This window comes from Pseudaquabacterium rugosum (assembly GCF_038066575.1).
Lineage (GTDB): Bacteria > Pseudomonadota > Gammaproteobacteria > Burkholderiales > Burkholderiaceae_C > Pseudaquabacterium > Pseudaquabacterium rugosum.
On the sequence record NZ_JBBUTF010000001.1, the window covers coordinates 92,699 to 118,526 of the forward strand.

Here is a 25,828-nt window from a genome sequence, read left to right on the forward strand (position 1 = left end):
CTCCTGAGGTGAGGGATGAGGCCGGCCGCAGGCGGCCGGCATGCACCGCATTCTGGTGGGCGGCCCGGAGCGCCTGCGTCAGCCCGCTCGACGCCAGGATTCAAACGGCTTGAATGCCCGGGCCAGGGGCCGCGGGCGCGCCGCGGTCCTGATCGTCCTCGGCCAGGAAGCCGCCGCTCTGGCGCGCCCACAGCCGGGCATAGAGCCCGCCGGCGGCCAGCAGCTGCGCATGCGTGCCCTGCTCGACGATGCGGCCCTGGTCCATCACCACCAGCCGGTCCATCGCCGCGATGGTCGACAGGCGGTGGGCGACGGCGACCACGGTCTTGCCCTGCATCAGCTGGTCGAGGCTGGCCTGGATCGCGGCCTCGACCTCGCTGTCGAGCGCGCTGGTGGCCTCGTCGAGCAGCAGGATCGGCGCGTCCTTGAGCATCACGCGGGCGATCGCGATGCGTTGGCGCTGGCCGCCGGAGAGCTTGACGCCGCGCTCGCCGACATGGGCGTCGAAGCCGGTGCGGCCCTTGGGATCGCTGAGGGCCGCGATGAAGCCGTCGGCCTCGGCCCGGGTGGCGGCTGCGCGCAGCGCGTCCTCACCGGCATCGGGCCGGCCGTAGAGGATGTTGTCGCGCACCGAGCGGTGCAGCAGCGAGGTGTCCTGCGTGACCATGCCGACCTGCGCGCGCAGGCTGTCCTGGGTGACGTGGGCGATGTCCTGGCCGTCGACGGTGATGCGCCCGCCCTGCAGGTCGTGGAAGCGCAGCAGCAGGTTCAGCACCGTGCTCTTGCCGGCGCCCGAGCGGCCGACCAGGCCGATCTTCTCGCCGGCGCGGATGTCGAGCGAGAAGTCCTGCAGCAGCGGCGGCCGACCGACGGCCGCCGGATAGCCGAAGCGCAGCTGCTCGAAGCGGATCTCGCCGGCGCTCACGCGCAGCGGCCGGGCGTCGTCGGCATCGCGCACCTGCACCGGCTGGGCCAGCGTGCGGATGCCGTCCTGCACCGTGCCCACGTGCTCGAACAGCCCGGCCATCTCCCACATGATCCAGTGCGAGATGCCGTTCAGGCGCAGCGCCATCGCGGTGGCCGCGGCCACCGCGCCGGCCCCCACCTCGCCGTGCGACCACAGCCCCAGCGCGGTGCCGCAGATCGAGCCGATCAGCAGCATGCTCAGCAGGTGGATCGTCACTTCCAGCCAGCTGACCAGGCCCATCTGGCGGTGCACGGTGACCAGGAACTCCTGCATCGCGCCCTGCGCGTGCGCGGCCTCGCGCCGGTCGTGGGCGAACAGCTTGACGGTGGCGATGTTGGTGTACGCGTCGGTGACGCGGCCGGTCATCAGCGAGCGGGCGTCGGCCTGGGCCTGGGCGCTGCGCGCCAGCCGCGGCACGAAGAAGCGCAACGCGGTCGCGTACAGCGCGAGCCAGCCCAGCAGCGGCGCCAGCATCATCGGGTCGAAGCGCCCGACGATGGCCACCAGGGTCACGAAGTAGATGCCGATGAAGACCAGGATGTCGGCCAGCGTGAACCAGACGTCGCGCACGGCCAGCGCCGTCTGCATCACCTTGGTGGCGACGCGGCCGGCGAACTCGTCCTGGTAGAAGCCCAGGCTCTGGCCGAGCATGCGGCGGTGGAAGTTCCAGCGCAGGCGCATCGGCAGGTTGCCGGCCAGCGTCTGGTGCTTGATCAGCGTCTGCAGGCCGACCAGCGCCACGCTGCCGGCCAGCACCGCCATCACCATCAGCAGCCGGTCGCGCTCGCGTGCCCACAGCTCGGCCGGTGGCACGCGGGCCAGCCAGTCCACCAGATCGCCGAGCACGGCGAACAGCCAGGCCTCGAACACGCCGATGGTGGCCGTGCACAGCGTCATGCAGGCGATCCAGCGCCGGGCGCCGCGCACGGAGGCCCACATGAAGGGCCAGAAACCGGGTGGGGGCGTCGGGGCATCGCCCCCGGGAAACGGGTCCAGCAGTCGTTCGAAGCGGCGCAGCACGGTCGGGGCAGGCGCGTCGTGCAGGGCGCCGCGCCGGAGTGGACGAAGCCGTCGAGCGTAGCGGAAAGGTGTGACCCGCGGGCTGCTCCGGTCCGCCGCGCCGGCCGTCAGCGGCTGGCGGCGGCGCCCGGTGCCGAGGCCGGTGCAGCCGGACGGCCGAAGCCGTCCCGGCCGCCGCGCTCGTCGCGGTCGCCCCGGCGGTCATGGCGGTCATGGCCACGGCCGTCCCGGTCGCCGCGGGCGTCGCGGGCGCCGTCGCCGTGCGGGCGCAGCACCAGATCGGCCACGCGCTTCTGCTCGGCATTCAGCGCGGCATACAGCGCGTCGTGCGCCTTCTGGCGGGCGCTGCGGTCGGCCTCGGCCTGGGCGCGCCACTGGTCGCGCTCGGTGGCGCTCGGGCGCTCGCCCTTGGCCCGGCGCTCCTGCAGCGCCTTCATGCGGGCCTCGTGCTCGGTCTGCTGCTTGCGCAGCTGGCTCTCGTAGGCCGACCAGGCGCCTTCCTGGGCCGGCGTGATGCGCAGCGCGTACTTCAGCGTCGACAGACGCTCGGCCACCTGGGCGGCGGTGGGCGGCTGCATGCGGTCGGGGCCGCCGCGGCCATGGTCGGCCAGCGCGGGCAGGGCGGTGGACAGGGCGACGGCGGCGGTCAGGGCGGCAGCCAGGCGGGTCAGGGACGAGGTCGAGGACATGGGTGTTTCCTTCAGCGTTCAGGGGCCAGGGCGTCGGGATCCGGTGGGCCGGACCGTCTGCGCCATGGATGCCATTGCAGCGCCGCGCTGTAAGCCGGCTGTGTCATGCGGCGGCCGTTTTGTCGCGCCGCATGTCGGGCGCCGGCCGTGACATGCTGTGATACGTTGCCGCGGATGCGGTGCTCCCGCCGCCGCGCTCCAATCCCGACATGCCTGCCACGCCCGAACGCAGCGACCACGTGCTGATCGTCGATGACGATGCCGAGATCCGCCTGCTGCTGTCCCGCTACCTGGAGAAGAACGGTCTGCGCACCACCGCCGTGGCCGACGGCCGCGCGATGTGGCGCATGCTGGACGATGGCGCGCCCGACCTGATCGTGCTGGACCTGATGCTGCCCGGCGATGACGGGCTGACGCTGTGCCGCACCCTGCGCGTGCGCCACGACGACATCCCGGTGCTGATGCTGACCGCCCGCGGCGAGGACACCGACCGCATCATCGGCCTGGAGATGGGCGCCGACGACTATCTGGCCAAGCCCTTCAACCCGCGCGAGCTGCTGGCCCGCATCAAGGTGATCCTGCGCCGCACGCGCAGCCTGCCGCCCAATCTGCGGCCCCGCGACGAGGGCCGGCTGCGCTTCGGCGGCTGGACGCTGGACACGGTGGCGCGCCAGCTGGTGGCCGCCGACGGCACGGTCACGCCGATCGGTGGCGTCGAGTACAAGCTGCTGCACGTCTTCGTCACCCATCCCAACCGCGTGCTCAGCCGCGACCAGCTGCTGGACCTGACGCAGGGACGTGAGGCCGACCCGCTGGACCGCAGCATCGACGTGCAGGTCAGCCGGCTGCGCCAGCGCCTGGGCGACGACCCGCGGGACCCGACGCTGATCCGCACCGTGCGTGGTGAGGGTTATGTGCTGACGGTCGCGGTCGACACCGTCGAGCCGTCCGGCGGCGGCGCGGACCGTCCGGCCAGCGCATGACCGCGCTCTGGCGGCGGCTGCGGCCCGACACGCTGTTCGGCCGCCTGATCGGCGTGCTGGTCGGTGGCCTGATGCTGGCCCAGTTGCTGAGCGCCGCCATCAACGTGGCCGAGCGCGACCAGCTGCTCAACCGCGGCTACGGCCTGCCGGCGGCCCAGCGCATCGCCGATGTGGTCGTGCTGCTCGACGACCTGCCGGCGGCCGAGCGCGAGCGGGTGGCCGCCGTGTTCCAGGTGCCGCCGCTGGTGCTGTCCTTGCACGAGGCGCCCGATCTGCCGGCGCAGCTGCCGCAGGACCGGCGCGCGCGCCTGTTCGCCGAGCGGCTGCAGGCCGCGCTCGGGGCCGGGCGCGCCTTGCGCATCGCCCCCCGGCCCGATGTCGAGCCCGCACACGCCGGCGAGCGTCGGCGCCGGCTCTGGCGGCAGGAGTCCGGCGGTGAGGCCGGACGTCGCGCGCTGGAGCCGATGGGGGCGGAGTCTGAGGACGCCGCGCTCCGGCGTGCGGCCGCCTGGGCTTCCGCGGCGGATGCGGCTGCGGCCGACGGTGCCCGCGCGCCGCGCCCGCCGCGGGCCGGCCGGGGCGACGCGCGCGGCGGGCCGATCTGGCGCACCGAGGTGCGGCTGGCCGACGGCCGCTGGGCCCGCTTCGACGCCGCCCTGCCGGCACCGCCCGAGCGCCTGCCCTGGACCCTGGTCGCGCAATGGGCGGTGCTGCTGGCGAGCGTGCTGCTGCTGGCCTGGCTGGCCGTGCGCTGGGTGGTGCGGCCGCTGAACCTGCTGTCGCAGGCGGCGCAGTCGCTGGGCGAGGATCTGGCGCGCGCGCCGCTCGACGAGCGTGGCCCGCGCGAGGTCCGCCAGGCCGCCCAGGCCTTCAACGCGATGCAGCGCCGCCTGGCCGGCTTCATCGACGAGCGCACGCGCATGCTGGCCGCGCTCTCGCACGATCTGAAGACGCCGTTGACCCGCATGCGCCTGCGGGCCGAGCTGCTGGACGACGACGAGGCGCGCGAGCGCTTCGAGCGCGATCTGCAGGAGATGGAGGCCATGGTCGGCGAGACCCTGGCCTTTCTGCGCGGGCTCGGGGGCCATGAGCCGCGCGCGCCGGTCGATCTGCTGGCGCTGGGCCGCACGCTGGCGGCCGACCAGGCCGCGCTGGGCCGCACGGTGACGCTGGATGGCGCGCCGGCCGCGCCCTGCGTCGGCGTGGCCTCGCTGCTCAAGCGCCTGCTGGGCAATCTGCTGGACAACGCGGCGCTGCATGGCGGCGGCGGCCCGGTCACGCTGCGCTTCGAGGAGCGGCCGGGCGTGCTGCGGGTCTCGGTCCTCGATGCGGGACCCGGCCTGCCGCCGGCCGAACTGGAGCGGGTGTTCGAGCCCTACCGCCGGCTCGAGGCCTCGCGCAGCCGCGCGACCGGCGGCACCGGGCTGGGGCTGTCGATCGCCCGCAGCATCGCGCAGCGCCATGGCGCGACGCTGAGCCTGCACAACCGGGCCGAGGGCGGGTTGGAGGCGCGGCTGGACCTGCCGCGCTGATGGATGGCGCGAGCACGGCGCGAGGCGGGGCCGCATGGGGCGTCGGCGGCGCGCACCGGCGCGCGCGGCAACCGCGGGACTGACGCCTGGCGCGGCCTGCGGCACCATCGCGGCCATGAACCCTTCCGACAGACCTGTACCGGCCCCGGCCCCGGCCGCATCCGGCGCGCACCTCCCGCCCTGCGCCGCGCCAGGACCGCGAGCCGGCGCCTCCCCCGCGGACACCACTGCGGACACCCCCACGAACACCCCCGCCGCCGGCCCCGCATCGTCCCCCCCGCGCCTGCCGCACGACGTCTGGCTGGGCATCGTCCGTCAGACGCCACTGGTCTCGGTCGATCTGGTCTGCGAGGACCCGCAGGGCCGCGTGCTGCTGGGCTGGCGCGAGAACCGGCCCGCCCGCCACAGCTGGTTCGTGCCCGGTGGCGCGATCCGCAAGGACGAGCGCGTGGCCCAGGCCCTGGCCCGTGTGCTGCGCGACGAGCTGGGCCTGGCGGTGATGCCCGGGACGCTGCCGCCGCTGGAGAGCCTGGGCACCTGGCAGCACCTCTATCCCGATGACAACTTCGCCGACGAGCCCGGCACCTCGACGCATTATGTGGTGCTCGCCTGGCGGCTGCGGCTGGATGCCGCCCAGGCGGCCTCGCTGCGGCCTGATGCGCAACATGAGCGGCTGCGCTGGTTCAGCCGCGAGGCGCTGCGGGCCGACATGCAGGTGCACGCGAACACCCGGGCCTACTTCGATCCTGAGGTGACGGCCACCCGCCTGCTGCCCTGAGGCCGTGGTGCCGCCCGGCGGCCACGCCGTGGCTCAGTGCCCGCCCGGCCGGTGCAGGAAGTCGGTGTGCGGCGGCCGGCCCGGCAGGTGCAGCGTGGCTGTCGGCGGCGCGCGCTCGGCCAGCAGCCGGCCGCCGCGCCAGACCTTCAGCCGCGCCGCGCGCAGGCGGATCGCCTCGATCGGATCGCGGGCGTGCAGCAGCACGAAGTCGGCGCGGGCGCCGGGCGCCAGGCCGTAGCCGTCCAGTCCCAGCAGCGCGGCCGGCGTCGTGGTCACCGCGTCGAAGCACTGGCGCATCGCCGCCTGACCCGTCATCTGCGCGACGTGCAGGCCCATGGCCGCCACCTCCAGCAGGTCGCCCGAGCCCAGGCCGTACCAGGGGTCCATCACGCAGTCCTGGCCGAAGGCCACCGGCACGCCGGCGGCCAGCAGTTCGGGCACCCGGGTCATGCCGCGGCGCTTCGGGTAGCTGTCGTGCCGGCCCTGCAGCGTGATGTTGATCAGCGGGTTGGCGACGATGCCCACGCCGGCCTCGCGGATCAGCGGCAGCAGCTTGCTGACGTAGTAGTTGTCCATCGAGTGCATGCTGGTGACGTGCGAGCCGACGACGCGGCCCTGCAGCCCCAGGCGCTGTGCCTCGCAGGCCAGCGTCTCGATGTGGCGCGAGTGCGGGTCGTCGCTCTCGTCGCAGTGCATGTCCACGCGCAGGCCGTGCTCGGCGGCCAGCGTGCACAGCTGCTTCACGCTCTCGGTGCCCTGCTCGGCCGTCCGCTCGAAGTGCGGGATGCCGCCCACCACCTCGACGCCACGGTCCAGCGCCCGCACCAGGTTGGCCAGTGCGGTCGGGCTGCGCAGCACGCCGTCCTGCGGAAAGGCCACCAGCTGCAGGTCGATGTACGGGGCCACGCGCCGCTGGACCTCCAGCAGCGCGTCCACCGCCAGCAGGCGGTCGTCGCAGACATCGACATGGCTGCGGATGGCCCCCAGGCCCTGGGCCACGGCCCAGTCGCAATAGGCCAGCGCGCGATCGACCAGCGCCTGCTGCGTCAGCAGCGGCTTGAGCTCGCCCCACAGCGCGATGCCCTCCAGCAGCGTGCCGCTGGCGTTCACGCGCGGCAGGCCGTAGCTCAGCGTCGCGTCCATGTGGAAATGGGCATCGACGAAGGGCGGGCTCAGCAGCAGGCCACCGGCGTCCACCACCTCGGCGGCCGGGGCCGTCGTGGGCGTCAGGCCGGGGGCGATGTCGATGATGCGGCCGTCGCGCACGGCGACGCCGCAGTCCTGGCGGCCGTCGGGCAGGGCGGCGTGGGTGATCAGCAGATCGAGCATGACGGGCTCCTTGCAAGGCGTGGGCCGGCACTGCCGTGGTGCGGGCTGGGCCTCGCCATCATCCCGTGTCCGGCGGCGCGGACATGAAAAAGCCCGCTCAGCGCGGGCTGGCGGGCGTGTCGGGAGCCTGGGCCTGGGGCGCCACATCGGGCGCGCAGCCAGGCCGGCCAGGCTCAGCGGCGGAACAGGCCCAGGCGCTGCGCCTCCAGCGCGGCCTCGGCGCGCGAGCTCACGTTGAGCTTGCGGTAGATCTGCTTGACGTAGTCGGCGATGGTGTGGCGGGACAGGCCCAGCTGCACGCCGATCTCGGGCAGGGTGAAGCCCTTGGCCACGCGCAGCAGCACCTCGCTCTCGCGTTCGGTCAGCTGCACGTCGGGCATCAGGTTGGCCTGCGGCTTGGCCTGTTCGGCGAAGTAGCGGATGACCTTGCGCGCGATCGACGGCGACAGCGGCGGCTCGCCCTGGCTGATGCGCTGCAGCTGCTCGGTGATCAGCTCGCGCGACTGCTCCTTCAGGATGTAGCCGTAGGCGCCGGCCTGCAGGGCCGGGAACAGGTGCTCGTCATCGTCGTGGATCGAGACCACCACGCTCTGGGCGTCGGGCTGCAGATCGCGCAGGCGGGCCACCACGTCGGTGCCGCTGCCGTCGGGCAGGCCGAGGTCGATCAGGCAGAGGTCGAAGCGGGCGCTCTGCACCTGCAGCAGCGCGTCCTGGACGCGCGAGCACTCGGTCAGGCGCGCGGTCGGGAAGACCTGCAGCACGAGGCTCTTCAACCAGGCCCGGATCTCGGGCAGGTCTTCCAGCAGCAGGATGTTGTTCATGATCATGTGCGGTGCAGCAGTCAGCGACGCGGGTGTCGGAATGTATCAGCGCCTTACGTCGGTGTGACGTGGCGTTCGAGGGGAATGGTCAGGCGGATGACGGTGCCATAACCCCGTCCCGACTCGACCAAGCATTGGCCTGACAATTGTTTGGCGCGACTCTTCATCGACGCCATCCCGTGACCCTTGTCCAGGCGCCCCTCCAGTTCGGTGGGTATGCCGTGGCCGTTGTCCTGGATCACGAGCTGGAAATCGCCCTCGGCGATCGTCGTGCGCACGGTGCACATCGAGGCCCCGCTGTGCTTGATCACGTTGGACACCGACTCGCGCAGGATGCGCGTGGTCTGCACGAAGGCGCGGGCCGACAGCGTCTGCGGCGTCTCCTCGTCCGAGGGGGCGGTCCACTCGCCCTGCACGCCGGCCTGGCTCAGGCGCGAGACCACCTCGGCGCGCCAGTCGCCCAGCGCGTCGGACAGGCGGATCGGCTTGCCGGTCAGCCCGCGCACCGACAGTCGCATCTCCTCCAGCGCCTCGCGCGCCAGCGAGCTGATGCGGTCGTTGTCGCTGGTGTGGACGATGGTCAGCAGCTTGGCGCCGAGGTCGTCGTGCAGGTCGGCGGCGATGCGCTTGCGCTCCTTCTCGGTGACCTTCTCGACCTTGAGCTCGGCCAGCTGGGCGAAGTTGCGCTCGATCTGGGCGGTGGCCTCGCGGATGCGTTGTTCGAGCTCGCCGCGGTTTTCCTCGGCACTCTGGAAAGCCTGGCCGAACTCCTTGACCAGCATCAGACCCAGCAACAGGTACAGCGTGGGCGGCAGCAACTGGGCCAGATGACCGATGCGCGGATCCAGCGGCAGGGCGCCGGCCAGCATGTCCAGCGTCATCGCGCCGGCCACCAGCAGCAGCAGGGCCGTCATGCCCCAGCGCCAGCGGCCCTGCTGGCGATGCAGATGGGCCAGGTGATGGCCGCCGGCCAGCAGCGCGCCGCTGGTCAACAGGCCCTGCCAGACGAGGCCGGTGACATGCCGCATCGCGGGCGGCACCAGCGCGACCGACAGCGGCATCAGCACGCAGACGGCGATCAGCGCGGCGGTCACGCGTGGCAGGCGCAGCCCGCCCAGGCGCAGCAGGAACTGCACGCCGGCCGCCGCGGCCAGGGCCAGCAGGCCGCTGGCGAGGGTGTCGCCGAGCCAGGGCGTGGCGTCCGGCAAGGCTTCCCAGGGCCGGCTCAGCAGCCCGGCCCAGGCCAGCATCAGTCCGCCGAAATAGAACAACTCGCTCTGTGCGCGGTGGAATCCGCCCAGCAGCAGCGTGAACCCCCCCATCAACAGCAGCGAGCCGGCCAGGATCTGCGGCAGCCGCACCGCCAGCCACAGCCGGCGCTCATGGTCGGTCTGCAGGCGGGCGTGGTCGCCGAAGCGCACCGCGCCGAGGGCGCCGGCCCGCTCCCGGGCGGTGGTCTCGGCCAGCGGCAGACCGTGCACCTGCAGCTGCAGGGTGTTCTGGCCGGCCTTGAGCAGTGCGGCCGGCACGTCGATCAGGCGCGGCTCATGGCAGCGGCGGGGTTCGCCGGCTTCGTGCAGGGCGAGCAGCTGCCCGTTGACGGTGACGCGGCGCAGGCTGCAGGCCCGTTCGATCAGCAGGGCCTGCGGGCGTTGCGGGAGGTCTCGCAGCTGCAGGGTGAGCTGGTAGACGAGGGGGCCGCCGAGCCCGGGCCGGCTCTCGGACCATTCGTCGGGCAGCGGCACGCGGCGCGACAGGCTCCAGTCGTCGCGCTCGGCCTGGGCCAGCGGCAGCACCAGGGCCTCCGTCCACTCGTGGGTCTGGGCCCGTGCCGGCAGGCTCAGTCCGCCAGCGCACACCAGCAGCAGCCAGACGAGCAGGATGCGCCAGGGCATCAGCGGGCCGCGCAGCACGCGGGCTGCCGCCGCGTGGCCGGAACACCGGTACGGCAAATGGATCCTCTGCATGGCGCCGGATTGTGCGTGAGCCGCACCGGCGCGGATCGGTGGAGAATGCGCACCCTTGCGCGCGGGCTCCCCCCGGCATCGGGGGCTGCGGCCCCACAGCACCATGATTCTTCGTCACCGTTTCGAGCCGCTGGACAACCAGCGCCTGGCCCATCTGTGCGGCCCCCTGGACGAGCACCTGCGCCGTGTCGAACACGCGCTGGCCGTGCGCCTGATCCGCCGCGGGGCGCTGTTCACCGCCGAAGGCGAGCGCGGCGCCACCGAACGCGCGCTGGCCGTGCTCGCCAGCCTCTACGAACGGGCGCAACGGCCGATCGCGCCCGAGGTGCTGCAACTGGCCCTGGTCGAGGCCGAGGCGCTGGCGCACCCGCCCGACGCCGCGTCCACGGCGCGGACGGGCAGTGGGGCGCCGGCGCTCAACGTCCAGGTGCCCGGCGCCGAGGACATCGTGCTGCACACCCGGCGCGCCGACCTGCGCGGGCGCACCCCCAACCAGGTCCGTTACCTGCAGCGCATCCTGGGCCATGACATCACCTTCGGCGTCGGCCCGGCCGGCACCGGCAAGACCTTCCTCGCCGTGGCCTGCGCGGTCGACGCGCTGGAGCGCGCCGGCGTGCAGCGCATCGTGCTGACCCGCCCGGCGGTCGAGGCCGGCGAGCGCCTGGGCTTCCTGCCCGGCGATCTGGCGCAGAAGGTCGACCCCTATCTGCGGCCGCTCTACGACGCGCTCTACGACCTGATGGGCTTCGACCGCGTGCAGGCCGCCTTCGAGAAGGGGCTGCTGGAGATCGCGCCGCTGGCCTTCATGCGCGGACGCACGCTCAACCACGCCTTCGTCATCCTCGACGAGGCGCAGAACACCACGCCGGAACAGATGAAGATGTTCCTCACCCGCATCGGCTTCGGCAGCCGCGCGGTGATCACCGGCGACACCAGCCAGATCGACCTGCCGCGCGGCCACACCAGCGGGCTGGTCGATGCGCTGCAGGTGCTCGACGGCGTGCGCGGCATCGCCGTGCAGCGCTTCACCTCGGTCGATGTGGTGCGCCATCCGCTGGTGGCGCGCATCGTCGAGGCCTATGACGCGGCGCGGCCGGCGCGCCACACCCGTCCCGATCAGGAGTGACCATGGCCCGACCCGAGCTGACCCTCTCGCTGCAGTTCGCCGATGCCCGGCACAAGGCGCTGCTGCCGCGCCACAAGGTCCAGCGCTGGCTGCGCGCCGCGCTCGAGGCGCCGGGCGAGCTGACCGTGCGCATCGTCGACGACGAGGAAGGCCGCGCCCTGAACGCCGAGTTCCGCGGCAAGGACTACGCGACCAACGTGCTGACCTTCGACTACAGCCACGAGCCGGTGGTGATGGCCGATCTGGTGCTGGCCGCCGGCGTGGTCGAGCGCGAGGCGGCCGAACTGGGCATCACGGTGGCCGACCACTACGCGCACCTGCTGGTCCACGGCGCACTGCACGCCCAGGGCTGGGACCACGAGGACGACGAGGAGGCCGAGGCGATGGAGGCGTGCGAGACCGCGATCCTGCTCGGCCTCGGTCTGCACGACCCCTACGCCGGCGCGCGCGCGGACTGAGCCGTCCGGCGGCGCGCGCCCGCCGGGGCCGGATCGGCGGCCTCGGCGCTCAGCGCCGCGGTGATCCCAGGTAGCGCTTGCGCCAGAAGTAGCCGCCCAGGCCGACGGCGATCACGACCATCATCAGCAGCGCGATCCAGGCGCCGATGCTGGCGTGGATCAGCGGCAGATCGTCGAAGTTCATGCCGAAGAAGCCGGTGATCAGGTTCAGCGGCAGGAAGACGGCGGTCAGCACCGTCAGCGTGCGCATGATGTCGTTGGTGCGGTGGCCGAGCGCCGAGAAGTGCATCTGCACCGCCGCCTCGGCCGAGGCCTCCAGCCGGCGCACATGGCCCAGCACCCGCTCGATGTGTTCCAGCACGTCGCGCGAGCGCACCCGCAGCAGCTCGCGTTCGCGGCGCGGCATCGCGTCGTCGTCGTCCGGCCAGTCGTCGAGGGCGTCGATCCATTCCTGCACGGCGGCGCGCTGGTCCTCGCAGATGTCCTCCAGCTGGTGCAGCGTGTTGCGGCTGTCCAGCAGGATCTGCCAGTCGCTGAAATGGCTCTTGGGGTCGAGCAGCTGCTGCTGCAGATAGCCCAGCTGTCGCGTCAGCAGCCGCCGCAGGTCGAGGTAGCTGTCGACCATGTGGTTGACCATGCGCAGCATCAGGTCGGCCGGATTGGCCGGCAGCCGGGCGCTGCCGCGGCCGTCGGCTGAACTGGCCATCGTCGACAGGCGCTGGGCGAAGTGGTCGAGCACGGCGCAGTCGGCCGGATGGACCGTCAGCAGCACGCGGTCGAAGACGGCGAAACCCACCGGGCTGGTGTCGATCGCCGACAGGGCCCGTCGGGCCGAGGCCGTCGTGCCGTGCTCCTCATCGACGAACAGCGACGCGCTGCCCGGCGCCGCGGCCAGACGACGGAACACCAGCAGGTCGTACCAGCTGGTGTAGTCGAAGTGGCTGGGCAGCTGGTTGTTCAGCAGGTCGCTGACGTGCAGGTCGACCAGCGGGCCGACGGCCAGCCGCTGCAGCAGCATCTGCAGGCTCGGCGCCTTGAGCTCGAACTCACGCCGGGTGCAGCCGATCCACAGGAAGCCCTGCGCGGGCAGGGCCTCCGGCAGGACCTCCGGCAGCGCGTCGAAGTGGTCGCCGTGGATGTGGAACAGCCGCATCGCGAGGGGGCGCGAGCCGTTCAGCCCTGGCGACGCAGCAGCCGGGCGGCGTCGAGCGCGAAGTAGCTCAGCACGCCGTCGGCGCCGGCGCGCTTGAAGGCCAGCAGGCTCTCCATCATCACCGCGTCGTGGTCCAGCCAGCCGTTGGCGGCGGCGGCCTTGAGCATCGCGTACTCGCCGCTGACCTGGTAGGCGAAGGTCGGCACGTGGAAGGCGTCCTTCACGCGGCGCACGATGTCGAGATACGGCATGCCGGGCTTGACCATCACCATGTCGGCGCCCTCGGCGATGTCCAGCTGCACCTCGCGCAGCGCCTCGTCGCTGTTGCCCGGGTCCATCTGGTAGACCTTCTTGTCGGCCTTGCCCAGGTTGCCGGCCGAGCCCACCGCGTCCCGGAAGGGGCCGTAGAACGCGCTGGCGTACTTGGCGGCGTAGGACATGATGCGGGTGTGGACGTGGCCGGCGCCTTCCAGCGCCTGGCGGATGGCGCCGATGCGCCCGTCCATCATGTCGCTGGGCGCGACGATGTCGACGCCGGCGGCGGCCTGGTTCAGCGCCTGGCGCACCAGCATCTCGACGGTGGGGTCGTTCAGGATGTAGCCGCTGTCATCGAGCAGGCCGTCCTGGCCGTGGCTGGTGTAGGGGTCGAGCGCGACGTCGGTGATCACGCCCAGTTGCGGGAAGCGGTCCTTCAAGGCGCGCACGGTGCGCGGCACCAGGCCCTCGGGGTTGCAGGCCTCGCGGCCGTCGGGCGTCTTCAGCGCCTGGTCGATGACCGGAAACAGCGCGAGCGCCGGCACGCCCAGCTCGACCGCCTGTTCGGCCAGCGGCAACAGCCGGTCGATCGACAGGCGCTGCACGCCGGGCATGCTGGCCACGTCCTGTGCGATGGCCTGTCCGTCGAGGACGAAGACCGGCAGGATCAGGTCCGACGGATGCAAGCGGTGCTCGCGCACCAGATCGCGGCTGAAGGCGTCACGGCGCAGGCGGCGCGGACGGCTGGCAGGAAAGGCGGGCAGGGCAGGCAGGCTCATGGCCGCCGATTGTCGGCCAGGTCATGGTCCGGGCGCCGGACCGGACACGAGGCTCCGGTGGATCGAGTCTGTCCCGTCCCGGCTCTCCCGGCGGCGTCGGGCGTGACATCCGGCGCGATCCATCCCCCCAGTTCTTGGTCCGGCTGCGGGACAACACCGAGCGCGCAGACTGGTAACAGATCGTGGATATGCTAATATTGACATCGGGTTGTCGTCCTCTGGGACGGTGGCCCCCTGCTTTTCCTCCCTGAGCAGGTGCCTCGACGCGTGACCGCGAGAAGGCTTCCAACCCCAGCCCTGCGGCTGGGGTTTTTTTTCGGCCCTGCAGATCGACGCCCAGGGTGTCCGGCCGGCCCCGGCGGTCTGCGCCGCCTGCGACCGGATAATGCCGGCATGACATCCGGCTACCTCTGGCTGAAGGCCATCCACCTCGTGTTCGTCGCGAGCTGGTTCGCGGCCCTGTTCTATCTGCCCCGCATCTTCGTCAATCTGGCGACGGTGCCCGCCGACAGCCACGCCGAGCGTGAGCGCCTGCTGCTGATGGGCCGCAAGCTCTACCGGTTCGGCAACCTGCTGATGCTCATCGGGCTGGCGCTCGGGCTGTGGCTCTGGCTGGGCTGGGGGGCGGGCCGTTTCGCCGGCACCGGCTGGCTGCACGCCAAGCTGCTGTTGGTGGTCGGCGCGATCGGCTACCAGCACGTCTGCCGAGCCCATCTGCGCCGCTTCGAGCGGCTGGAGAACACGCGCACCCATCGCTGGTTCCGCGTCTTCAACGAGGTGACGGTGCTGCTGTTCGCCGCCATCGTCATCCTGGCGGTGGTCAAGCCGTTCTGAGCACCGGCCGACCCCGGAACGCTCCACGGTCCAAGGCGCTCGACATGTCCGTGCCGCCGTCGGATGCGCCGCGGCCTGCACGCAGCACCGCCGGGATGCTGGCCTGGGTGTGGGCTGGCGTGATCGTCTATGCCAGCCTGTTCCCGTTCGAGGGCTGGCGCTGGCCGCCGGGCGTCGCGCCCGGTGATCTGCTGCGCCTGCCCTGGCCGCGCTACTTCATCCCCTTCGACATCGTCAGCAACCTGGCGGGCTATGCCCCGCTAGGTCTGTTGATCACCCTGGCGGGTCTGCGCCGCGGCGCGTCCTGGCGCCGCGCACTGGTTCCGGGGCTGCTGGCCGGCGCCCTGCTGTCGGGCGGGCTCGAACTGATCCAGCATCTGCTGCCCGGGCGGGTGCCTTCGTCGCTGGACTGGTTGCTGAACGCGGCCGGTGCCCTGCTGGGGGCCGTGCTGGCCGGGGTGGCGGCGCGCGGGGGCGGACTGCGCGCCTGGGACCGCTGGCGCAACCGCTGGGTGTTGCGCGGCCACGGCGGCGCACTGGCCTTGCTGGCCTTGTGGCCGGTGGCGCTGGTCTATCCGCCGCCCAGCCCCTTCGGCCTCGGCCGGATCGGCCCGGCGCTGCAGCGCGGCATGGTCTGGGCGCTGGAGGACGTGCCCTGGGCCCGCCCGGTGCTCGATGCGCTGACCACCCCCATGCCGGCCGCGCTGGCCTGGCCCGGCCCGGTCGGTGCGACCGTGCTGTGCGCCGGGCTGCTGGCGCCCTGTCTGCTGGCCTGTGCCGCCTCCACGCCCGGCCGTCGCCGCGGGGTGCTGCTGTGCGGCATCGTGCTGGCCGGCGTGGCGGCCAGCACCTTGTCGTCGGTCATCAACTACGGTCCGGCCCATCCCTGGGCCTGGGCAGCGCCCGGCGATGGGCACGGGCTGATGCTGGTCATCGCGCTGTTGCTGCCCTTGGCCTGGTTGCCGTCCCGCCTGGCCGGGCTCGCTGGCCTGGCCTGTCTGCTGGTGCTGGTGCTGGCGGTGCACGCGCTGCCGCTGGATCCCTACGGGGCGCTCAACGAGCAGAGCTGGGAGCAGGGCCGCTTCATCCGCTTCCATGGCCTCACCCCCTGGCTGGCCTGGCTCTGGCCGTACGGGGCCATGGCGTGGCTGAGCGCCCGCCTCGCCCGACCCTGATCCCTACAATCCGGAAGGATGACCCGCCAGCCGCCGGTCGCGTGCGGCTTCCGCGCGCCGGCCGGTCGGCCGTCTCCGCCACCTCCGTCCAGGGCCGCCGTGAGCTACTACCGTCACCACATCTTCTTCTGCCTGAATGACCGCCCCAATGGCGAGGCCTGCTGCGCACGTCAGGGCGCCCAACAGGCGTTCGACCACTGCAAGTCCCGCGTCAAGGCCGAAGGCCTGGCCGGGCCGGGGGGCGTGCGTGTCAACAAGGCGGGTTGTCTGGACCGCTGCGCCGGCGCACCGGTGGCCGTCGTCTATCCCGAGGGCACCTGGTACACCTTCGTCGACCCGGCGGACATCGACGAGATCGTCGAGTCGCATCTCAAGCAGGGCCAGCCGGTCGAGCGCCTGTTGCTGGCGGCCGATGTCGGCCGCTGAGCGGGTGTCCGCCCGATGAACCGCGAGACCCGTCGCCTGATCGTCGCCGGCCCGGCCGGCGACCTGGAGTGCGCGATCGACGAGCCTGCCGAGGGTGCGTCGTCGCGTGGCGTGGCCGTCGTGTGTCACCCCCATCCGCTGCACGGCGGCACGATGGACAACAAGGTCGTCCAGACCCTGGTCCGGGCTTTCGTGCAGCTGGGCTACCGCTGCGTGCGTTTCAACGTGCGCGGCGTCGGTGCCTCGGCCGGCGCCTGGGACGAGGGTCGTGGCGAGACGGACGACTGTCTGGCCGTCGTCGCCGACCAGCGCCTGCCGGATCAGGCCCTGGTGCTGGCCGGCTTCTCGTTCGGGGCCTTCGTCGCGGCGCAGGCTGCGCAGCGCCTGCGCGAGGCCGGCGCACCGGCCGAACGTCTGGCCTTGGTCGGTCCGGCCACCAGCCGCTTCCCGGTGCCGCCGGTGCCGGAGGACACGCTGGTCATCCATGGTGAGGCCGACGAGGTGGTGCCGCTGCAGGCCACGCTGGACTGGGCGCGTCCGCAGCAGTTGCCGGTCGTCGTCATGCCGGGCGTCGGGCATTTCTTCCACGGTCAGCTGACCACGCTGAAGGCCCAGCTGCTGCGCGGCTGGCACTGAGCGCACCGCGATCCTGGCGGCCCTGGCCGTCTGTCGCCATCGTCGATACGGAACCTCGCCCGTCCGTGTCGGATCGTTGCAGTTCCTCTTCATCCCGAGGCCGCTCCGGTGGCCTCTCCGTCTGTTCCTCCGATGAACCTTTTCCCGTCGAGCCGCCGTGTGGTGGCCCTGTTCTGTCTGACCGTGGCCGCACTCGGCGCCGTGCTGCCTGCGCGTGCGCAGACGCCTCAGCCGCCCGAGATCCTGGCGCGTCAGTACTTCCTGATCGATCTGGGGGCCAACCAGGTGCTGGCCGAGCGGCAGGCCGACGTGCGGGCGGAGCCGGCTTCGTTGACCAAGCTGATGACGGCCTGGCTGGTGTTCGACGCGCTGCGGGCGCGCAAGCTGGCGCTGGATCAGCCGGTGGCCGTCTCCGAGCGGGCCTGGGCCGAGCGCAAGGGCGGCGGCTCGCTGATGTTCATCGAGCCCAAGATGCGGCCGACCGTCGATGAACTGCTGCACGGCATGATCGTCGTCTCGGGCAACGATGCCTCGATCGCCCTGGCCGAGGCGGTCGGCGGCAGCGTCGAGCAGTTCGTCGCGATGATGAACCGGCAGGCCCAGGCCTGGGGCCTGAAGAACACGCAGTTCCGCAATCCGACCGGGCTGACGGCCGACGGCCACTATGCGAGTGCACGCGACATCGCGACCATCGCCGCCCGTGTGGCGCTGGACTTCCCCCAGGAGTACACGCGCTACTACAGCCAGCGCCAGTACACCTACAACAAGATCCGGCAGGACAACCGCAACATGCTGCTCGGCCGGGATCCGTCGGTCGATGGCATGAAGACCGGGCACACGGCCGCCGCCGGCTACTGCCTGGTGGCCAGCGCGCAGCGCGACACACCGTCCGGCAAGCGGCGGCTGCTCAGCGTGGTCCTGGGCACGGCGGGCACCGAAGCGCGGGCCACCGAGAGCGCCAAGCTGCTGAACTGGGGCTGGACGGCCTGGGACGCGGTGCGCGTCGTGCAGGCCGGCAAGCCGCTCGCGACGGTGCCGGTCTGGAAGGGCGCGGTCGACCAGGTCGGCCTCGGCCTGTCGCGCGACGTGGTCATCGCCGTGCCGGCGGGCACCGCCGCCCAGCTGCGCACCACGCTGGACCGGCCGGATCCGTTGCTCGCTCCGTTGAGCGCGGGCCAGACCGTCGGCCAGATCAAGGTCCAGCTGGGAGACGCCGCGCCGCTGGCCGTGCTGCCGCTGCAGTCGCTGCAGACCGTGCCGCAGGCCGGCTGGTTCGGTCGTCTGTGGGACGCCCTGCGCCTGTGGATCAAGTGATCGGTCGGATCTGAGCGCGGGCGGACCCCATGTCCTGCCCGGGCTTGCCCGATCGCCGACAATTCCTGCCCGCATTCCCGCCCGAGCTTCCGACCGCCATGGCCGACATCCCGCCCGAACAGTCGCTGATCACCTATCCCTGCGCCTTCCCGATCAAGGTGATGGGCGCGCATGTCGAGGGCTACGTGGACGCCATCGTCGCCACCGTGCGGCAGTTCGACCCCGGCTTCGATGTCGGCACCGTCGAGCACCGTCCCAGCAGCAGCGGCAAGTACCTGGGACTGACGGTGACCGTCAACGTGGTCAGCCGCGAGCAGCTCGACGAGATCTACCGCACGCTGTCCAGCCATCCGATGGTCAAGATCGTGCTCTGACGGGCGCTTGACCCATGCGCATCCTGAACCTGGGGCGTCGCCCCTACGCCGAGACGGTGGAGGCGATGCGGGCCTGGACCGAGGCCCGCGACACCCACACCGAAGACGAGCTCTGGCTGGTCGAGCACGATCCGGTCTACACGCAGGGCCTGGCCGGCAAGGCCGAGCACCTGCTGGCGCCGGGCGGCGTGCCGGTGGTGCAGACCAATCGCGGCGGCCAGGTCACCTATCACGGGCCCGGCCAGGTGGTGGCCTATCCGCTGGTCGATCTCCGGCGTCACGGCATCTACGTCAAGGAGTTCGTCTACCGGCTGGAGCACGCGGTGCTCAAGGTGCTGGAGTCCTACGGCGTGACCGGCCATCGCGTCGCGGGCGCGCCCGGCATCTATGTCCGGCTGGCCGATCCGGGGGCACACGCGATGCTGCAGGGTCCGGCACCCGCGGGCGATCCCTTCGCCGGTCTGGGCAAGATCGCCGCGCTCGGCATCAAGGTCAGCCAGCACTGCACCTACCACGGTGTCGCGCTGAATGTCGCGATGGATCTGCAGCCTTACGCGCGCATCAACCCCTGCGGCTATGCAGGGTTGCAGACAGTCGACTTGGCTACACTCGGCGTCCGCTCCGACTGGGCGGAGGCCGCCACACGTCTCGGCGAGCGGCTGGCCGCACAGTTCGAGTCCTGACGACGGTCGTCGCGTCCGTCCGCCTGTCCCGCAGGGCCCCACCGGCCGGATCCCGGTGCGCGGCCGCGGTCGATCCCACCTCTTCCTGCCGCAGCGCAGCGCCTGACCATGGCCACCGAGCACGTCGTCCACCAAGCCCAGAGCGCGTCCGACTACGACGCCACCGCCAAGCAGAAGGCCCAGGCCAAGACGGCGCGCATTCCGATCAAGATCGTGCCGGCGGAGGTGCTGAAGAAGCCGGACTGGATCCGCGTCAAGGCCGGATCGCCCAGCACGCGCTTCTACGAGATCAAGAACATCCTGCGCGAGCACAAGCTGCACACGGTGTGCGAGGAAGCCTCCTGCCCGAACATCGGCGAGTGCTTCGGCCACGGCACGGCGACGTTCATGATCATGGGCGACAAGTGCACCCGCCGTTGCCCGTTCTGCGACGTGGGCCATGGCCGCCCGGATCCGCTGGACGTCAACGAGCCGGCCAACCTGGCCAAGACGATCGGCGCGCTCAAGCTCAAGTACGTCGTGATCACCAGCGTCGACCGCGATGATCTGCGTGACGGAGGCGCCGGCCACTTCGTCGAGTGCATCCGCCAGGTGCGCGAGCAGTCGCCCGCCACCCGCATCGAGATCCTGGTGCCCGATTTCCGCGGTCGTGACGACCGTGCCTTGGAGATCCTGAAGGCCGCGCCGCCGGACGTGATGAACCACAACATGGAAACCGTGCCGCGTCTGTACAAGGAGGCGCGCCCGGGCTCCGACTACGCGTTCAGCCTGAACCTGCTGAAGAAGTTCAAGGCCCTGCACCCGGATGTGCCGACCAAGAGCGGTCTGATGGTCGGCCTGGGCGAGACCGACGACGAAATCCTCGAGACGATGCGCGACATGCGGGCGCACGACATCGACATGCTGACCATCGGCCAGTACCTGGCGCCCAGTGGCCACCACCTGCCGGTGCGCCGCTACGTGCATCCCGACACCTTCGCGATGTTCGAGCGCGAGGCCAAGGCGATGGGCTTCACGCACGCCGCCGTCGGCGCGCTGGTGCGTTCGAGCTATCACGCCGATCAGCAGGCCGCGCAGGCGGGCGTCGGCACCGACTGAGTTCCGGTCGGCGGGGCCCGTGCGGCGGGCCTCGCGTCGCCGTCAGGCTTCAGGCCTGGGCCAACAGGCGTTCGATCAGTTGATGCAGGCCGGCGAAGTCCGGTGCGCCCACATAGCGCTTGACGATGCGTCCCTGCTTGTCGATCAGGAACGTGGTCGGCGTCAAGCGCACATCGCCGAACTGGCGGGCGATGTCCCCGGTGTTGTCCAGGGTCACGTCGAAAGGCAGTTGGCGGCGCGCGGTGAAGTTCGCCACGTAGGCCGGCGGGTCGTAGCTCATCGCCACCGCCAGCGTGCGGTAGCCCTGCGGGGCGTACTTGCGGTGCGTGGCCATCAGTTCCGGCATCTCGGCCACGCAGGTGGTGCAACTGGTGGCCCAGAAGTTCACCAGAACGACCTGCCCGCGCAGCGTGGACAGGCGCTGTTGCTGGCCGCCGAGCAGGGTGTAGCTCACGTCGGGCGCGTTCTGGCCGTCTTGTGGCCGGCCACTCAGCCACCAGGCCGCTCCCGCGGCGCCCGCCAGTGCCACCGCGCCGGCCATCGTGCGTCTGGACACGCTCATTGTCTGCATCCGTGCTGTTCGAGCCGACAAGTGTAGCCAGCGGCGGCGGCGGCGGCCGTCCGGCAGCGGTCGACGGGACGTCAGGCCGTGTGCTCGCCCAGCGTCCGCGCCAGTTCCGCCTTCAGGGCGTCGACGCCGATGCGCAGTCGCGGCGGATCGGCCTGCTGCAGGCGTTCGACCAGCCGGCCCTGCGGCAGGATCTCCACCAGTTGACGGCTCGGATCGTCCGTCCTCAAGCGGTGGCACAGGGCGTGCAACGCCGCCCCGGCATACGCCGACTCGAACAGCATCACGCGCGGCAGACTGTCACGGAAGTAGGTCTGGGCCGCCTCGACGGTCGGCACGTAGTCGACGAACACGTCCAGGCCGTGCAGCGCCTCGCGCACCTGCTGGCGGGTGTCACGACCTCGGGCCAGGACCAGCAGTTGCGAGCCGGCGGCCAGCGGCGGTCGGCGCAGCGCCGCACTGGTGCGGGGCATCGGCGGCGCCCAGGCCTGATCGGCCGCCGTCGCGCGCGGCAGGCGCAGCGTCAGCCAGCGTGGCTGCCGTTCGTCGTCGACCGTCACGGTGGCGCCCACCATGTCCGCGGCCAGGGTCAGCATCAGCCAGTCCAGGGCCGTGTCGGTTGCCGGCTCCGCGGCCTCGGCCTTCGCCGGATCTCCTGGATGGGCCGCCGACAGCCGCTCGCAGCACAGTTCGACGCTGGCGGCGTCCGCCGGGCTGTCGGCGATCGTCCAGTGGGTGCCGGCCTCTTGGCGTGCCAGTCCGGCCGACCAGGCCACGGCGCGCCGCACCATCACCGCGCACAGTGCCGGGTCAGCCCGGGCGGCGGTGGCGGTGGCCACCGTCAGCTGCCAGGGGTGCAGGCTGTGCTCGCCCTGGCCCAGGGTCTCGATCAGGGCCTCGCGTGTCAGGGCGGTCAGGTCGAAGGCCTCCGGCAGGCTCAGGGCCTGACCTTCGATCAGCCGCGCCATCTGCTGGCCGTCGATGCCGCGCCGTCGGACCTGCTCGACCTGGATCTGCAGCGCCTGCAGCCCACGCCGGGAGACCTGGCCGGATTGCGTCATCTGCGCCAGTCGCTCGGCGACGTCGGTCAGCGGCCCGGCCACGGCGGCGCCCAGGCGTGCCATCAGCAGGGTCAGACGTGGCAACAGGGGCTCGGAACCGGGCATGGGGCGGGGCTCTGGATGCGGTGGATGCCGCGGATGTCAGCCTTCAGGCGGGGCCGTCGGCCGTGCCCGTGGGGCCGCGGACGGACGTGACGCCCGTGTCATCGCGGAAACGGGCCGCGCAGTATGCGGGGGGTGTCTGTCCTGGATGCGGTGTGGGTGTAACCAAGCATGGAAGGGGTTTTCCAGACGTGCATCATCGGGTCGCATGAGAGCACTTCCCGTGTGGTCGCGATGGGCCTCCCTGCCTGGATCGGGGGGGGCGCCCGCCCGCCCGATCGGGTGGGGCGGGCTGTGGCTGTCAGCCGCTGCGGTGCTGTCGGGCTGCGCGCCGGTGGATGACTGGCGCGAGGTCCGTGTCGGTGCCGCGGGCCTGACCGTCCGCTTCCCCTGCCGCCCGGAGCGTGAGCAGCGGCCCTGGTCGCCATCGGCGGCGCCCCGGCCGGCCGAACTGCTGAGCTGTCGGCATCAGGATGCGCTGTACGCGGTCTTCAGCGCCGAGCTGGCCGGTCCGGACGAGGTGCGGGCCGCGCTCCTGCGACTGCCCGCGGTCACCGCCACCCGTTGGCACGCGCGCCTCGTCGACGAGCGTCTGGCCGTGCCCGTGGGCGCCACGCCCTGGCCGCAGTCCCGCTGGCAGCACCTGCAGGGACAGGCGGATGCCGTCGGGCCGGTGAGCGTGCAGATGCAGGTGTTCGGCCATGGCCTGGCGGTCCATCAGGTGACGGTGGTCACGCCCGAGCGCGCGGCGTCCGCGGCTGCGGACACCTTCCTCGCCGGCATCCGCTTCGTCCGTTGAGGACGGCGCCCATAATGCGCGCCGTCCCGGACCGTCGCCTGCGCGACTTTCTGCCATGACCGGATTGCTCATCATCGCCCATGCACCGTTGGCCTCGGCCTGGCTGGCCGCCGCCCGGCATGCGTTCCCCGAGGCCGTGGCAGACCTGCGCGTGCTCGACGTGCTGCCCGAGCAGTCCGTCGAGGCCGTGGTCGATTCGGCACGCGCGGAGCTGCAGGCCTTGTCGGGCTCCGGCCATGAGGAGGCGCTTCTGCTGTGCGATGTCTTCGGCGCCACGCCTTGCAACGCCGCCCGGGTCCTGGCCGAGGAGGCCGGGTTGCGTCTGCTGGTCGGGCTGAATCTGCCGATGCTGTGGCGTGCGCTGAACTACCGGGCACGTCCGGCCGACGAACTGGTGCTGCTGGCCGCCGCCGGAGGCACTCAGGGTGTGATGCAATTGGGCGTTTCGCGTCCCCAGAACCAGACACTCAGACCTGCACGACATGATTCGAACGACGGTCGCCATCAGCAATAAGCTCGGCCTGCACGCGCGTGCCTCGGCCAAGTTGACCAAGCTCGCCGGCTCCTTCCGCAGCGAGGTCTTTCTCAGCCGCAATGGGCGCCGCATCAACGGCAAGAGCATCATGGGGGTGATGATGCTGGCGGCCGGTCTGGGTGCCGAGGTCGAGATCGAGACCGACGGTCCCGACGAGCAGGCCGCCATGGATGCGCTGCTCGCGCTGATCCACGACAAGTTCGGCGAAGGCCAGTGACAGCGGGGCGCGGCATGGCACCGGTGGGCACGCGATGAGCATCCAGCTGTTCGGGCTGCCGGTCTCCCGGGGGGTGGCCATCGGGCGTGCGGTGCTGGTGGCGTCCAGCCGGGTCGACGTGGCCCACTACTTCATCGAGCCGGCCAACGCGGCAGCCGAGATCGGTCGGCTGTGCCGCGCCCGCGATCTGGTCGCCGCCGAGCTCTCACGCCTCAAGGCCGAGTTGCCGCACGATGCGCCGGCCGAGTTGCCCGCGCTGCTCGACGTCCATCTGATGCTGCTGCACGACCCCATGCTGGAGGACGCGACGCGACAGTGGATCGTCGAGCGCCACTACAACGCGGAGTGGGCCGTCAGTGCGCAGACCGAGGTGCTCGTGCGCCAGTTCGACGAGATGGAGGACGAGTACCTGCGCGACCGCAAGGCGGATGTGGAGCAGGTCGCCGAACGCCTGCTGGCCGCCCTGGTGTCCGGCCACCAAGGACTGCTGCCGGTGACCACCGCCGTCTCCGGTGGCGATCCGCTGGTGCTCGTGGCCACCGACATCGCGCCGGCCGACATGCTCCAGTTCAAGCGCAGCGTGTTCAGCGGTTTTGTCACCGACGTCGGCGGGCGGACTTCGCACACGGCGATCGTCGCCCGCAGCCTCGATATCCCGGCCGTCGTGGGCGCGCGCGAGGCCAGTCGGCTGGTCTGCCAGGACGACTGGCTGATCATCGACGGCGATCAGGGGGTGGTCGTCGTCAATCCCAGCCCGATCGTGCTGGAGGAATACCGGTTCCGCCAGCAACAGAGCGACCTGGAGCGCGACCGCCTGAAGCGTCTGCGCTACAAGCCGGCGGTCACCCTGGACGGTCAGCCGATCGAGTTGCTGGCCAACATCGAGCTGCCGCGGGATGCGGAGGCTGCGCTCGAGGCGGGTGCTGTCGGCGTCGGATTGTTCCGCAGCGAGTTCCTGTTCATGAACCGCAACGGCGAACTTCCTGACGAGGACGAGCAGTACCAGGCCTATCGCAGCGTCGTCGAGGCCATGAAAGGCCTTCCGGTCACCATCCGCACGATCGACATCGGGGCCGACAAACCACTGGATCGTGCCAGCGGGCCCGAGTCCCGGCACGACGCGGTGCTCAACCCGGCGCTGGGTTTGCGTGCCATCCGCTGGAGCCTGGCTGAGCCCGACATGTTCCTCAAGCAGCTGCGCGCCATCCTGCGCGCGGCGGCATGCGGCAAGGTCCGCATCCTGATCCCGATGCTGGCCCAGCGCAGCGAGATCCACGCCGTGCGTGAGGCATTGGCGACCGCGCGCCAGCAGCTCGACGCCCAGGGCGTTGCCCACGGGCCCGTTGAACTGGGCGCGATGATCGAAGTGCCGGCGGCGGCGATCAGCTTGTCGATGCTGATGCCCCACTTCGATTTCTTCTCGATCGGAACCAACGATCTGATCCAGTACACACTGGCCATCGACCGCGCGGACGAGCAGGTGGCTGCTCTCTATGACGGCTGGCACCCCGCCGTTCTCAGCCTGATCTCGTCGGTGATCCGGCAGTGCAATGACGCAGGCAAGTCGGTCAGCGTCTGCGGTGAAATGGCCGGTGACCCGGCATGCACCGAGCTCTTGTTGGCCATGGGCCTGCGCGCGTTCTCGATGCAGCCAGCCCAGCTGCCGGCCGTCAAGCAGCGGCTGCTGCGTGCCGACACCTCGCGTCTGGACGATCTGCTGCAGAGCCTGGAAGGCGAAGACGATCCGGCTCGGGCGTGGCCGGTCTTGCTCCGGACGCGGGCCGTGGCCGCCTGAGGGGCGTCCTGGCGGACGCTTCCTTGCATTCCTGCGCAAGCCGCTTGACAGTGGGCATGAACTGAACTCTAATCGTGGGCTTCTCTGGTGATGCCTGCTTTCTGAGCGAAGCGAGCGGCAGCGCAGAAAAGGGTCCGCGAAAGCGACGAGCTGATGACAAATCGATAAACCCTACGGTTGACTCGGAAATCAGTAGGTTCCATAATAGCGGTCTTCGCTGAAAAGTTCAGCGGTTCTTTAAAAATACACAGCCGATAAGCGTGGGCGTTTGAAGGCGGAAGCCAAGCTGGAGTCGAAAGACGAAAGCAGGTCTCTTGGACCTTAAACGCTCATGGAAGTGAAGTTCACTTCAAT

Annotated in this window: 26 protein-coding genes; 17 read left to right on the forward strand and 9 right to left on the reverse strand. The window is 71.3% G+C overall.

Features of this window, described 5'->3' with window-relative positions; genetic code table 11:
• Positions 1–100: 100 nt before the first annotated feature.
• Both AACH11_RS00465 and AACH11_RS00470 read right to left on the reverse strand, forming a co-directional pair.
• On the reverse strand, positions 101–1,987 hold the full coding sequence (locus AACH11_RS00465) for an ABC transporter ATP-binding protein (protein ID WP_341372225.1): 1,887 nt from the start codon (positions 1,985–1,987) through the stop codon (positions 101–103).
• A gap of 107 nt (positions 1,988–2,094) precedes the next feature.
• The gene (locus AACH11_RS00470; protein WP_341372226.1) at positions 2,095–2,676 is read right to left on the reverse strand and encodes a Spy/CpxP family protein refolding chaperone; all 582 of its coding nucleotides are present in this window, start codon (positions 2,674–2,676) and stop codon (positions 2,095–2,097) included.
• A 209-nt stretch (positions 2,677–2,885) separates the two neighbouring features.
• Between AACH11_RS00470 and AACH11_RS00475 the strand changes: the two genes are divergently transcribed.
• The 3 genes from AACH11_RS00475 (at position 2,886) to AACH11_RS00485 (ending at position 5,969) form a co-directional block, all read left to right on the forward strand.
• Complete coding sequence (locus AACH11_RS00475; RefSeq protein WP_341372227.1) at positions 2,886–3,659, forward strand: response regulator; 774 nt, start codon at positions 2,886–2,888, stop codon at positions 3,657–3,659.
• Entirely contained in the window at positions 3,656–5,191 is a 1,536-nt protein-coding gene (locus tag AACH11_RS00480; protein ID WP_341372228.1) for an ATP-binding protein, read from the forward strand. The genes AACH11_RS00475 and AACH11_RS00480 overlap by 4 nt, the downstream gene beginning before the upstream one ends.
• Before the next feature lie 115 nt (positions 5,192–5,306).
• A complete protein-coding gene (locus AACH11_RS00485) occupies positions 5,307–5,969 on the forward strand; it encodes a GDP-mannose mannosyl hydrolase (protein WP_341372229.1) in 663 nt (220 codons plus the stop codon).
• A 33-nt stretch (positions 5,970–6,002) separates the two neighbouring features.
• On the opposite strand, the gene AACH11_RS00490 is transcribed toward AACH11_RS00485, so the two are convergent.
• The 3 genes from AACH11_RS00490 to AACH11_RS00500 all read right to left on the reverse strand — a co-directional run bounded on the left by AACH11_RS00490 (position 6,003) and on the right by AACH11_RS00500 (position 10,086).
• Entirely contained in the window at positions 6,003–7,298 is a 1,296-nt protein-coding gene (locus tag AACH11_RS00490; RefSeq protein WP_341372230.1) for an amidohydrolase family protein, read from the reverse strand.
• Between the two features lie 173 nt (positions 7,299–7,471).
• Positions 7,472–8,119 (reverse strand): response regulator, encoded by a 648-nt coding sequence (locus AACH11_RS00495; protein WP_341372231.1) that lies wholly within the window; start codon positions 8,117–8,119, stop codon positions 7,472–7,474.
• A gap of 53 nt (positions 8,120–8,172) precedes the next feature.
• Positions 8,173–10,086 carry a sensor histidine kinase gene (locus AACH11_RS00500; protein WP_341372232.1) on the reverse strand — a complete coding sequence of 638 codons (1,914 nt, stop codon included), beginning with the start codon at positions 10,084–10,086 and terminating at the stop codon, positions 8,173–8,175.
• A gap of 103 nt (positions 10,087–10,189) precedes the next feature.
• Here AACH11_RS00500 and AACH11_RS00505 point away from each other — a divergent pair, with 103 nt between their 5' ends.
• Both AACH11_RS00505 and ybeY read left to right on the forward strand, forming a co-directional pair.
• Entirely contained in the window at positions 10,190–11,212 is a 1,023-nt protein-coding gene (locus AACH11_RS00505) for a PhoH family protein (protein ID WP_341372233.1), read from the forward strand.
• A gap of 2 nt (positions 11,213–11,214) precedes the next feature.
• The gene (ybeY, locus tag AACH11_RS00510; RefSeq protein WP_341372234.1) at positions 11,215–11,670 is read left to right on the forward strand and encodes an rRNA maturation RNase YbeY; all 456 of its coding nucleotides are present in this window, start codon (positions 11,215–11,217) and stop codon (positions 11,668–11,670) included.
• Between the two features lie 49 nt (positions 11,671–11,719).
• Here ybeY and AACH11_RS00515 read toward each other — a convergent pair whose 3' ends face one another.
• Both AACH11_RS00515 and hemB read right to left on the reverse strand, forming a co-directional pair.
• Positions 11,720–12,823 (reverse strand): magnesium transporter CorA family protein, encoded by a 1,104-nt coding sequence (locus tag AACH11_RS00515; protein ID WP_341372235.1) that lies wholly within the window; start codon positions 12,821–12,823, stop codon positions 11,720–11,722.
• A 20-nt stretch (positions 12,824–12,843) separates the two neighbouring features.
• Complete coding sequence (gene hemB / locus AACH11_RS00520; RefSeq protein ID WP_341372236.1) at positions 12,844–13,857, reverse strand: porphobilinogen synthase; 1,014 nt, start codon at positions 13,855–13,857, stop codon at positions 12,844–12,846.
• Between the two features lie 393 nt (positions 13,858–14,250).
• Between hemB and AACH11_RS00525 the strand changes: the two genes are divergently transcribed.
• The 8 genes from AACH11_RS00525 (at position 14,251) to lipA (ending at position 20,397) form a co-directional block, all read left to right on the forward strand.
• Positions 14,251–14,691: a CopD family protein gene (locus AACH11_RS00525; protein ID WP_341372237.1), complete on the forward strand. Its 441-nt coding sequence runs from the start codon at positions 14,251–14,253 to the stop codon at positions 14,689–14,691.
• Positions 14,692–14,735: 44 nt separating this feature from the next.
• A complete protein-coding gene (locus tag AACH11_RS00530) occupies positions 14,736–15,866 on the forward strand; it encodes a VanZ family protein (protein ID WP_341372238.1) in 1,131 nt (376 codons plus the stop codon).
• Positions 15,867–15,965: 99 nt separating this feature from the next.
• Positions 15,966–16,292 (forward strand): (2Fe-2S) ferredoxin domain-containing protein, encoded by a 327-nt coding sequence (locus AACH11_RS00535; RefSeq protein ID WP_341372239.1) that lies wholly within the window; start codon positions 15,966–15,968, stop codon positions 16,290–16,292.
• Positions 16,293–16,307: 15 nt separating this feature from the next.
• On the forward strand, positions 16,308–16,928 hold the full coding sequence (locus tag AACH11_RS00540; protein ID WP_341372240.1) for an alpha/beta hydrolase: 621 nt from the start codon (positions 16,308–16,310) through the stop codon (positions 16,926–16,928).
• 132 nt (positions 16,929–17,060) lie between these two features.
• Entirely contained in the window at positions 17,061–18,242 is a 1,182-nt protein-coding gene (locus AACH11_RS00545; RefSeq protein ID WP_341372241.1) for a D-alanyl-D-alanine carboxypeptidase family protein, read from the forward strand.
• 98 nt (positions 18,243–18,340) lie between these two features.
• On the forward strand, positions 18,341–18,616 hold the full coding sequence (locus AACH11_RS00550) for an HP0495 family protein (protein WP_341372242.1): 276 nt from the start codon (positions 18,341–18,343) through the stop codon (positions 18,614–18,616).
• 14 nt (positions 18,617–18,630) lie between these two features.
• On the forward strand, positions 18,631–19,299 hold the full coding sequence (lipB, locus tag AACH11_RS00555) for a lipoyl(octanoyl) transferase LipB (protein ID WP_341372243.1): 669 nt from the start codon (positions 18,631–18,633) through the stop codon (positions 19,297–19,299).
• Between the two features lie 108 nt (positions 19,300–19,407).
• Complete coding sequence (lipA, locus tag AACH11_RS00560; protein WP_341372244.1) at positions 19,408–20,397, forward strand: lipoyl synthase; 990 nt, start codon at positions 19,408–19,410, stop codon at positions 20,395–20,397.
• A gap of 49 nt (positions 20,398–20,446) precedes the next feature.
• On the opposite strand, the gene AACH11_RS00565 is transcribed toward lipA, so the two are convergent.
• Together AACH11_RS00565 and AACH11_RS00570 are read right to left on the reverse strand one after the other, a co-directional pair.
• Positions 20,447–20,959 carry a peroxiredoxin family protein gene (locus AACH11_RS00565; protein WP_341372245.1) on the reverse strand — a complete coding sequence of 171 codons (513 nt, stop codon included), beginning with the start codon at positions 20,957–20,959 and terminating at the stop codon, positions 20,447–20,449.
• 80 nt (positions 20,960–21,039) lie between these two features.
• Positions 21,040–22,131: a hypothetical protein gene (locus AACH11_RS00570; protein ID WP_341372246.1), complete on the reverse strand. Its 1,092-nt coding sequence runs from the start codon at positions 22,129–22,131 to the stop codon at positions 21,040–21,042.
• Positions 22,132–22,441: 310 nt separating this feature from the next.
• On the opposite strand from AACH11_RS00570, the gene AACH11_RS00575 reads away from it, so the two are divergent.
• From AACH11_RS00575 to ptsP, 4 genes are read left to right on the forward strand one after another with little or no spacing between them, the layout of a single operon-like run.
• Complete coding sequence (locus tag AACH11_RS00575) at positions 22,442–22,927, forward strand: hypothetical protein (protein ID WP_341372247.1); 486 nt, start codon at positions 22,442–22,444, stop codon at positions 22,925–22,927.
• 55 nt (positions 22,928–22,982) lie between these two features.
• Positions 22,983–23,441, forward strand: a complete 459-nt coding sequence (locus AACH11_RS00580) for a PTS sugar transporter subunit IIA (RefSeq protein WP_341372248.1) — start codon at positions 22,983–22,985, stop codon at positions 23,439–23,441.
• Complete coding sequence (locus AACH11_RS00585; protein WP_341372249.1) at positions 23,410–23,679, forward strand: HPr family phosphocarrier protein; 270 nt, start codon at positions 23,410–23,412, stop codon at positions 23,677–23,679. The genes AACH11_RS00580 and AACH11_RS00585 overlap by 32 nt, the downstream gene beginning before the upstream one ends.
• Before the next feature lie 34 nt (positions 23,680–23,713).
• Entirely contained in the window at positions 23,714–25,474 is a 1,761-nt protein-coding gene (gene ptsP / locus AACH11_RS00590; protein WP_341372250.1) for a phosphoenolpyruvate--protein phosphotransferase, read from the forward strand.
• The last annotated feature ends 354 nt before the right edge of the window (positions 25,475–25,828 follow it).

Bases quoted from the DNA above. Each gene is read 5' to 3' on its own strand.
- AACH11_RS00490 (WP_341372230.1), bottom strand. From the start codon at position 7,298: ATGCTCGATCTGCTGATCACCCACGCCGCCCTGCCCGACGGCCGCCAG.
- AACH11_RS00570 (WP_341372246.1), bottom strand. From the start codon at position 22,131: ATGCCCGGTTCCGAGCCCCTGTTGCCACGTCTGACCCTGCTGATGGCA.
- AACH11_RS00550 (WP_341372242.1), top strand. From the start codon at position 18,341: ATGGCCGACATCCCGCCCGAACAGTCGCTGATCACCTATCCCTGCGCC.
- lipA (WP_341372244.1), top strand. From the start codon at position 19,408: ATGGCCACCGAGCACGTCGTCCACCAAGCCCAGAGCGCGTCCGACTAC.
- AACH11_RS00525 (WP_341372237.1), top strand. From the start codon at position 14,251: ATGACATCCGGCTACCTCTGGCTGAAGGCCATCCACCTCGTGTTCGTC.
- AACH11_RS00500 (WP_341372232.1), bottom strand. From the start codon at position 10,086: ATGCAGAGGATCCATTTGCCGTACCGGTGTTCCGGCCACGCGGCGGCA.
- AACH11_RS00530 (WP_341372238.1), top strand. From the start codon at position 14,736: ATGTCCGTGCCGCCGTCGGATGCGCCGCGGCCTGCACGCAGCACCGCC.
- AACH11_RS00585 (WP_341372249.1), top strand. From the start codon at position 23,410: ATGATTCGAACGACGGTCGCCATCAGCAATAAGCTCGGCCTGCACGCG.
- AACH11_RS00505 (WP_341372233.1), top strand. From the start codon at position 10,190: ATGATTCTTCGTCACCGTTTCGAGCCGCTGGACAACCAGCGCCTGGCC.
- AACH11_RS00565 (WP_341372245.1), bottom strand. From the start codon at position 20,959: ATGAGCGTGTCCAGACGCACGATGGCCGGCGCGGTGGCACTGGCGGGC.
- AACH11_RS00545 (WP_341372241.1), top strand. From the start codon at position 17,061: ATGAACCTTTTCCCGTCGAGCCGCCGTGTGGTGGCCCTGTTCTGTCTG.
- ybeY (WP_341372234.1), top strand. From the start codon at position 11,215: ATGGCCCGACCCGAGCTGACCCTCTCGCTGCAGTTCGCCGATGCCCGG.
- AACH11_RS00495 (WP_341372231.1), bottom strand. From the start codon at position 8,119: ATGAACAACATCCTGCTGCTGGAAGACCTGCCCGAGATCCGGGCCTGG.
- ptsP (WP_341372250.1), top strand. From the start codon at position 23,714: ATGAGCATCCAGCTGTTCGGGCTGCCGGTCTCCCGGGGGGTGGCCATC.
- AACH11_RS00475 (WP_341372227.1), top strand. From the start codon at position 2,886: ATGCCTGCCACGCCCGAACGCAGCGACCACGTGCTGATCGTCGATGAC.
- hemB (WP_341372236.1), bottom strand. From the start codon at position 13,857: ATGAGCCTGCCTGCCCTGCCCGCCTTTCCTGCCAGCCGTCCGCGCCGC.
- AACH11_RS00480 (WP_341372228.1), top strand. From the start codon at position 3,656: ATGACCGCGCTCTGGCGGCGGCTGCGGCCCGACACGCTGTTCGGCCGC.
- AACH11_RS00580 (WP_341372248.1), top strand. From the start codon at position 22,983: ATGACCGGATTGCTCATCATCGCCCATGCACCGTTGGCCTCGGCCTGG.
- AACH11_RS00515 (WP_341372235.1), bottom strand. From the start codon at position 12,823: ATGCGGCTGTTCCACATCCACGGCGACCACTTCGACGCGCTGCCGGAG.
- AACH11_RS00485 (WP_341372229.1), top strand. From the start codon at position 5,307: ATGAACCCTTCCGACAGACCTGTACCGGCCCCGGCCCCGGCCGCATCC.
- lipB (WP_341372243.1), top strand. From the start codon at position 18,631: ATGCGCATCCTGAACCTGGGGCGTCGCCCCTACGCCGAGACGGTGGAG.
- AACH11_RS00470 (WP_341372226.1), bottom strand. From the start codon at position 2,676: ATGTCCTCGACCTCGTCCCTGACCCGCCTGGCTGCCGCCCTGACCGCC.
- AACH11_RS00540 (WP_341372240.1), top strand. From the start codon at position 16,308: ATGAACCGCGAGACCCGTCGCCTGATCGTCGCCGGCCCGGCCGGCGAC.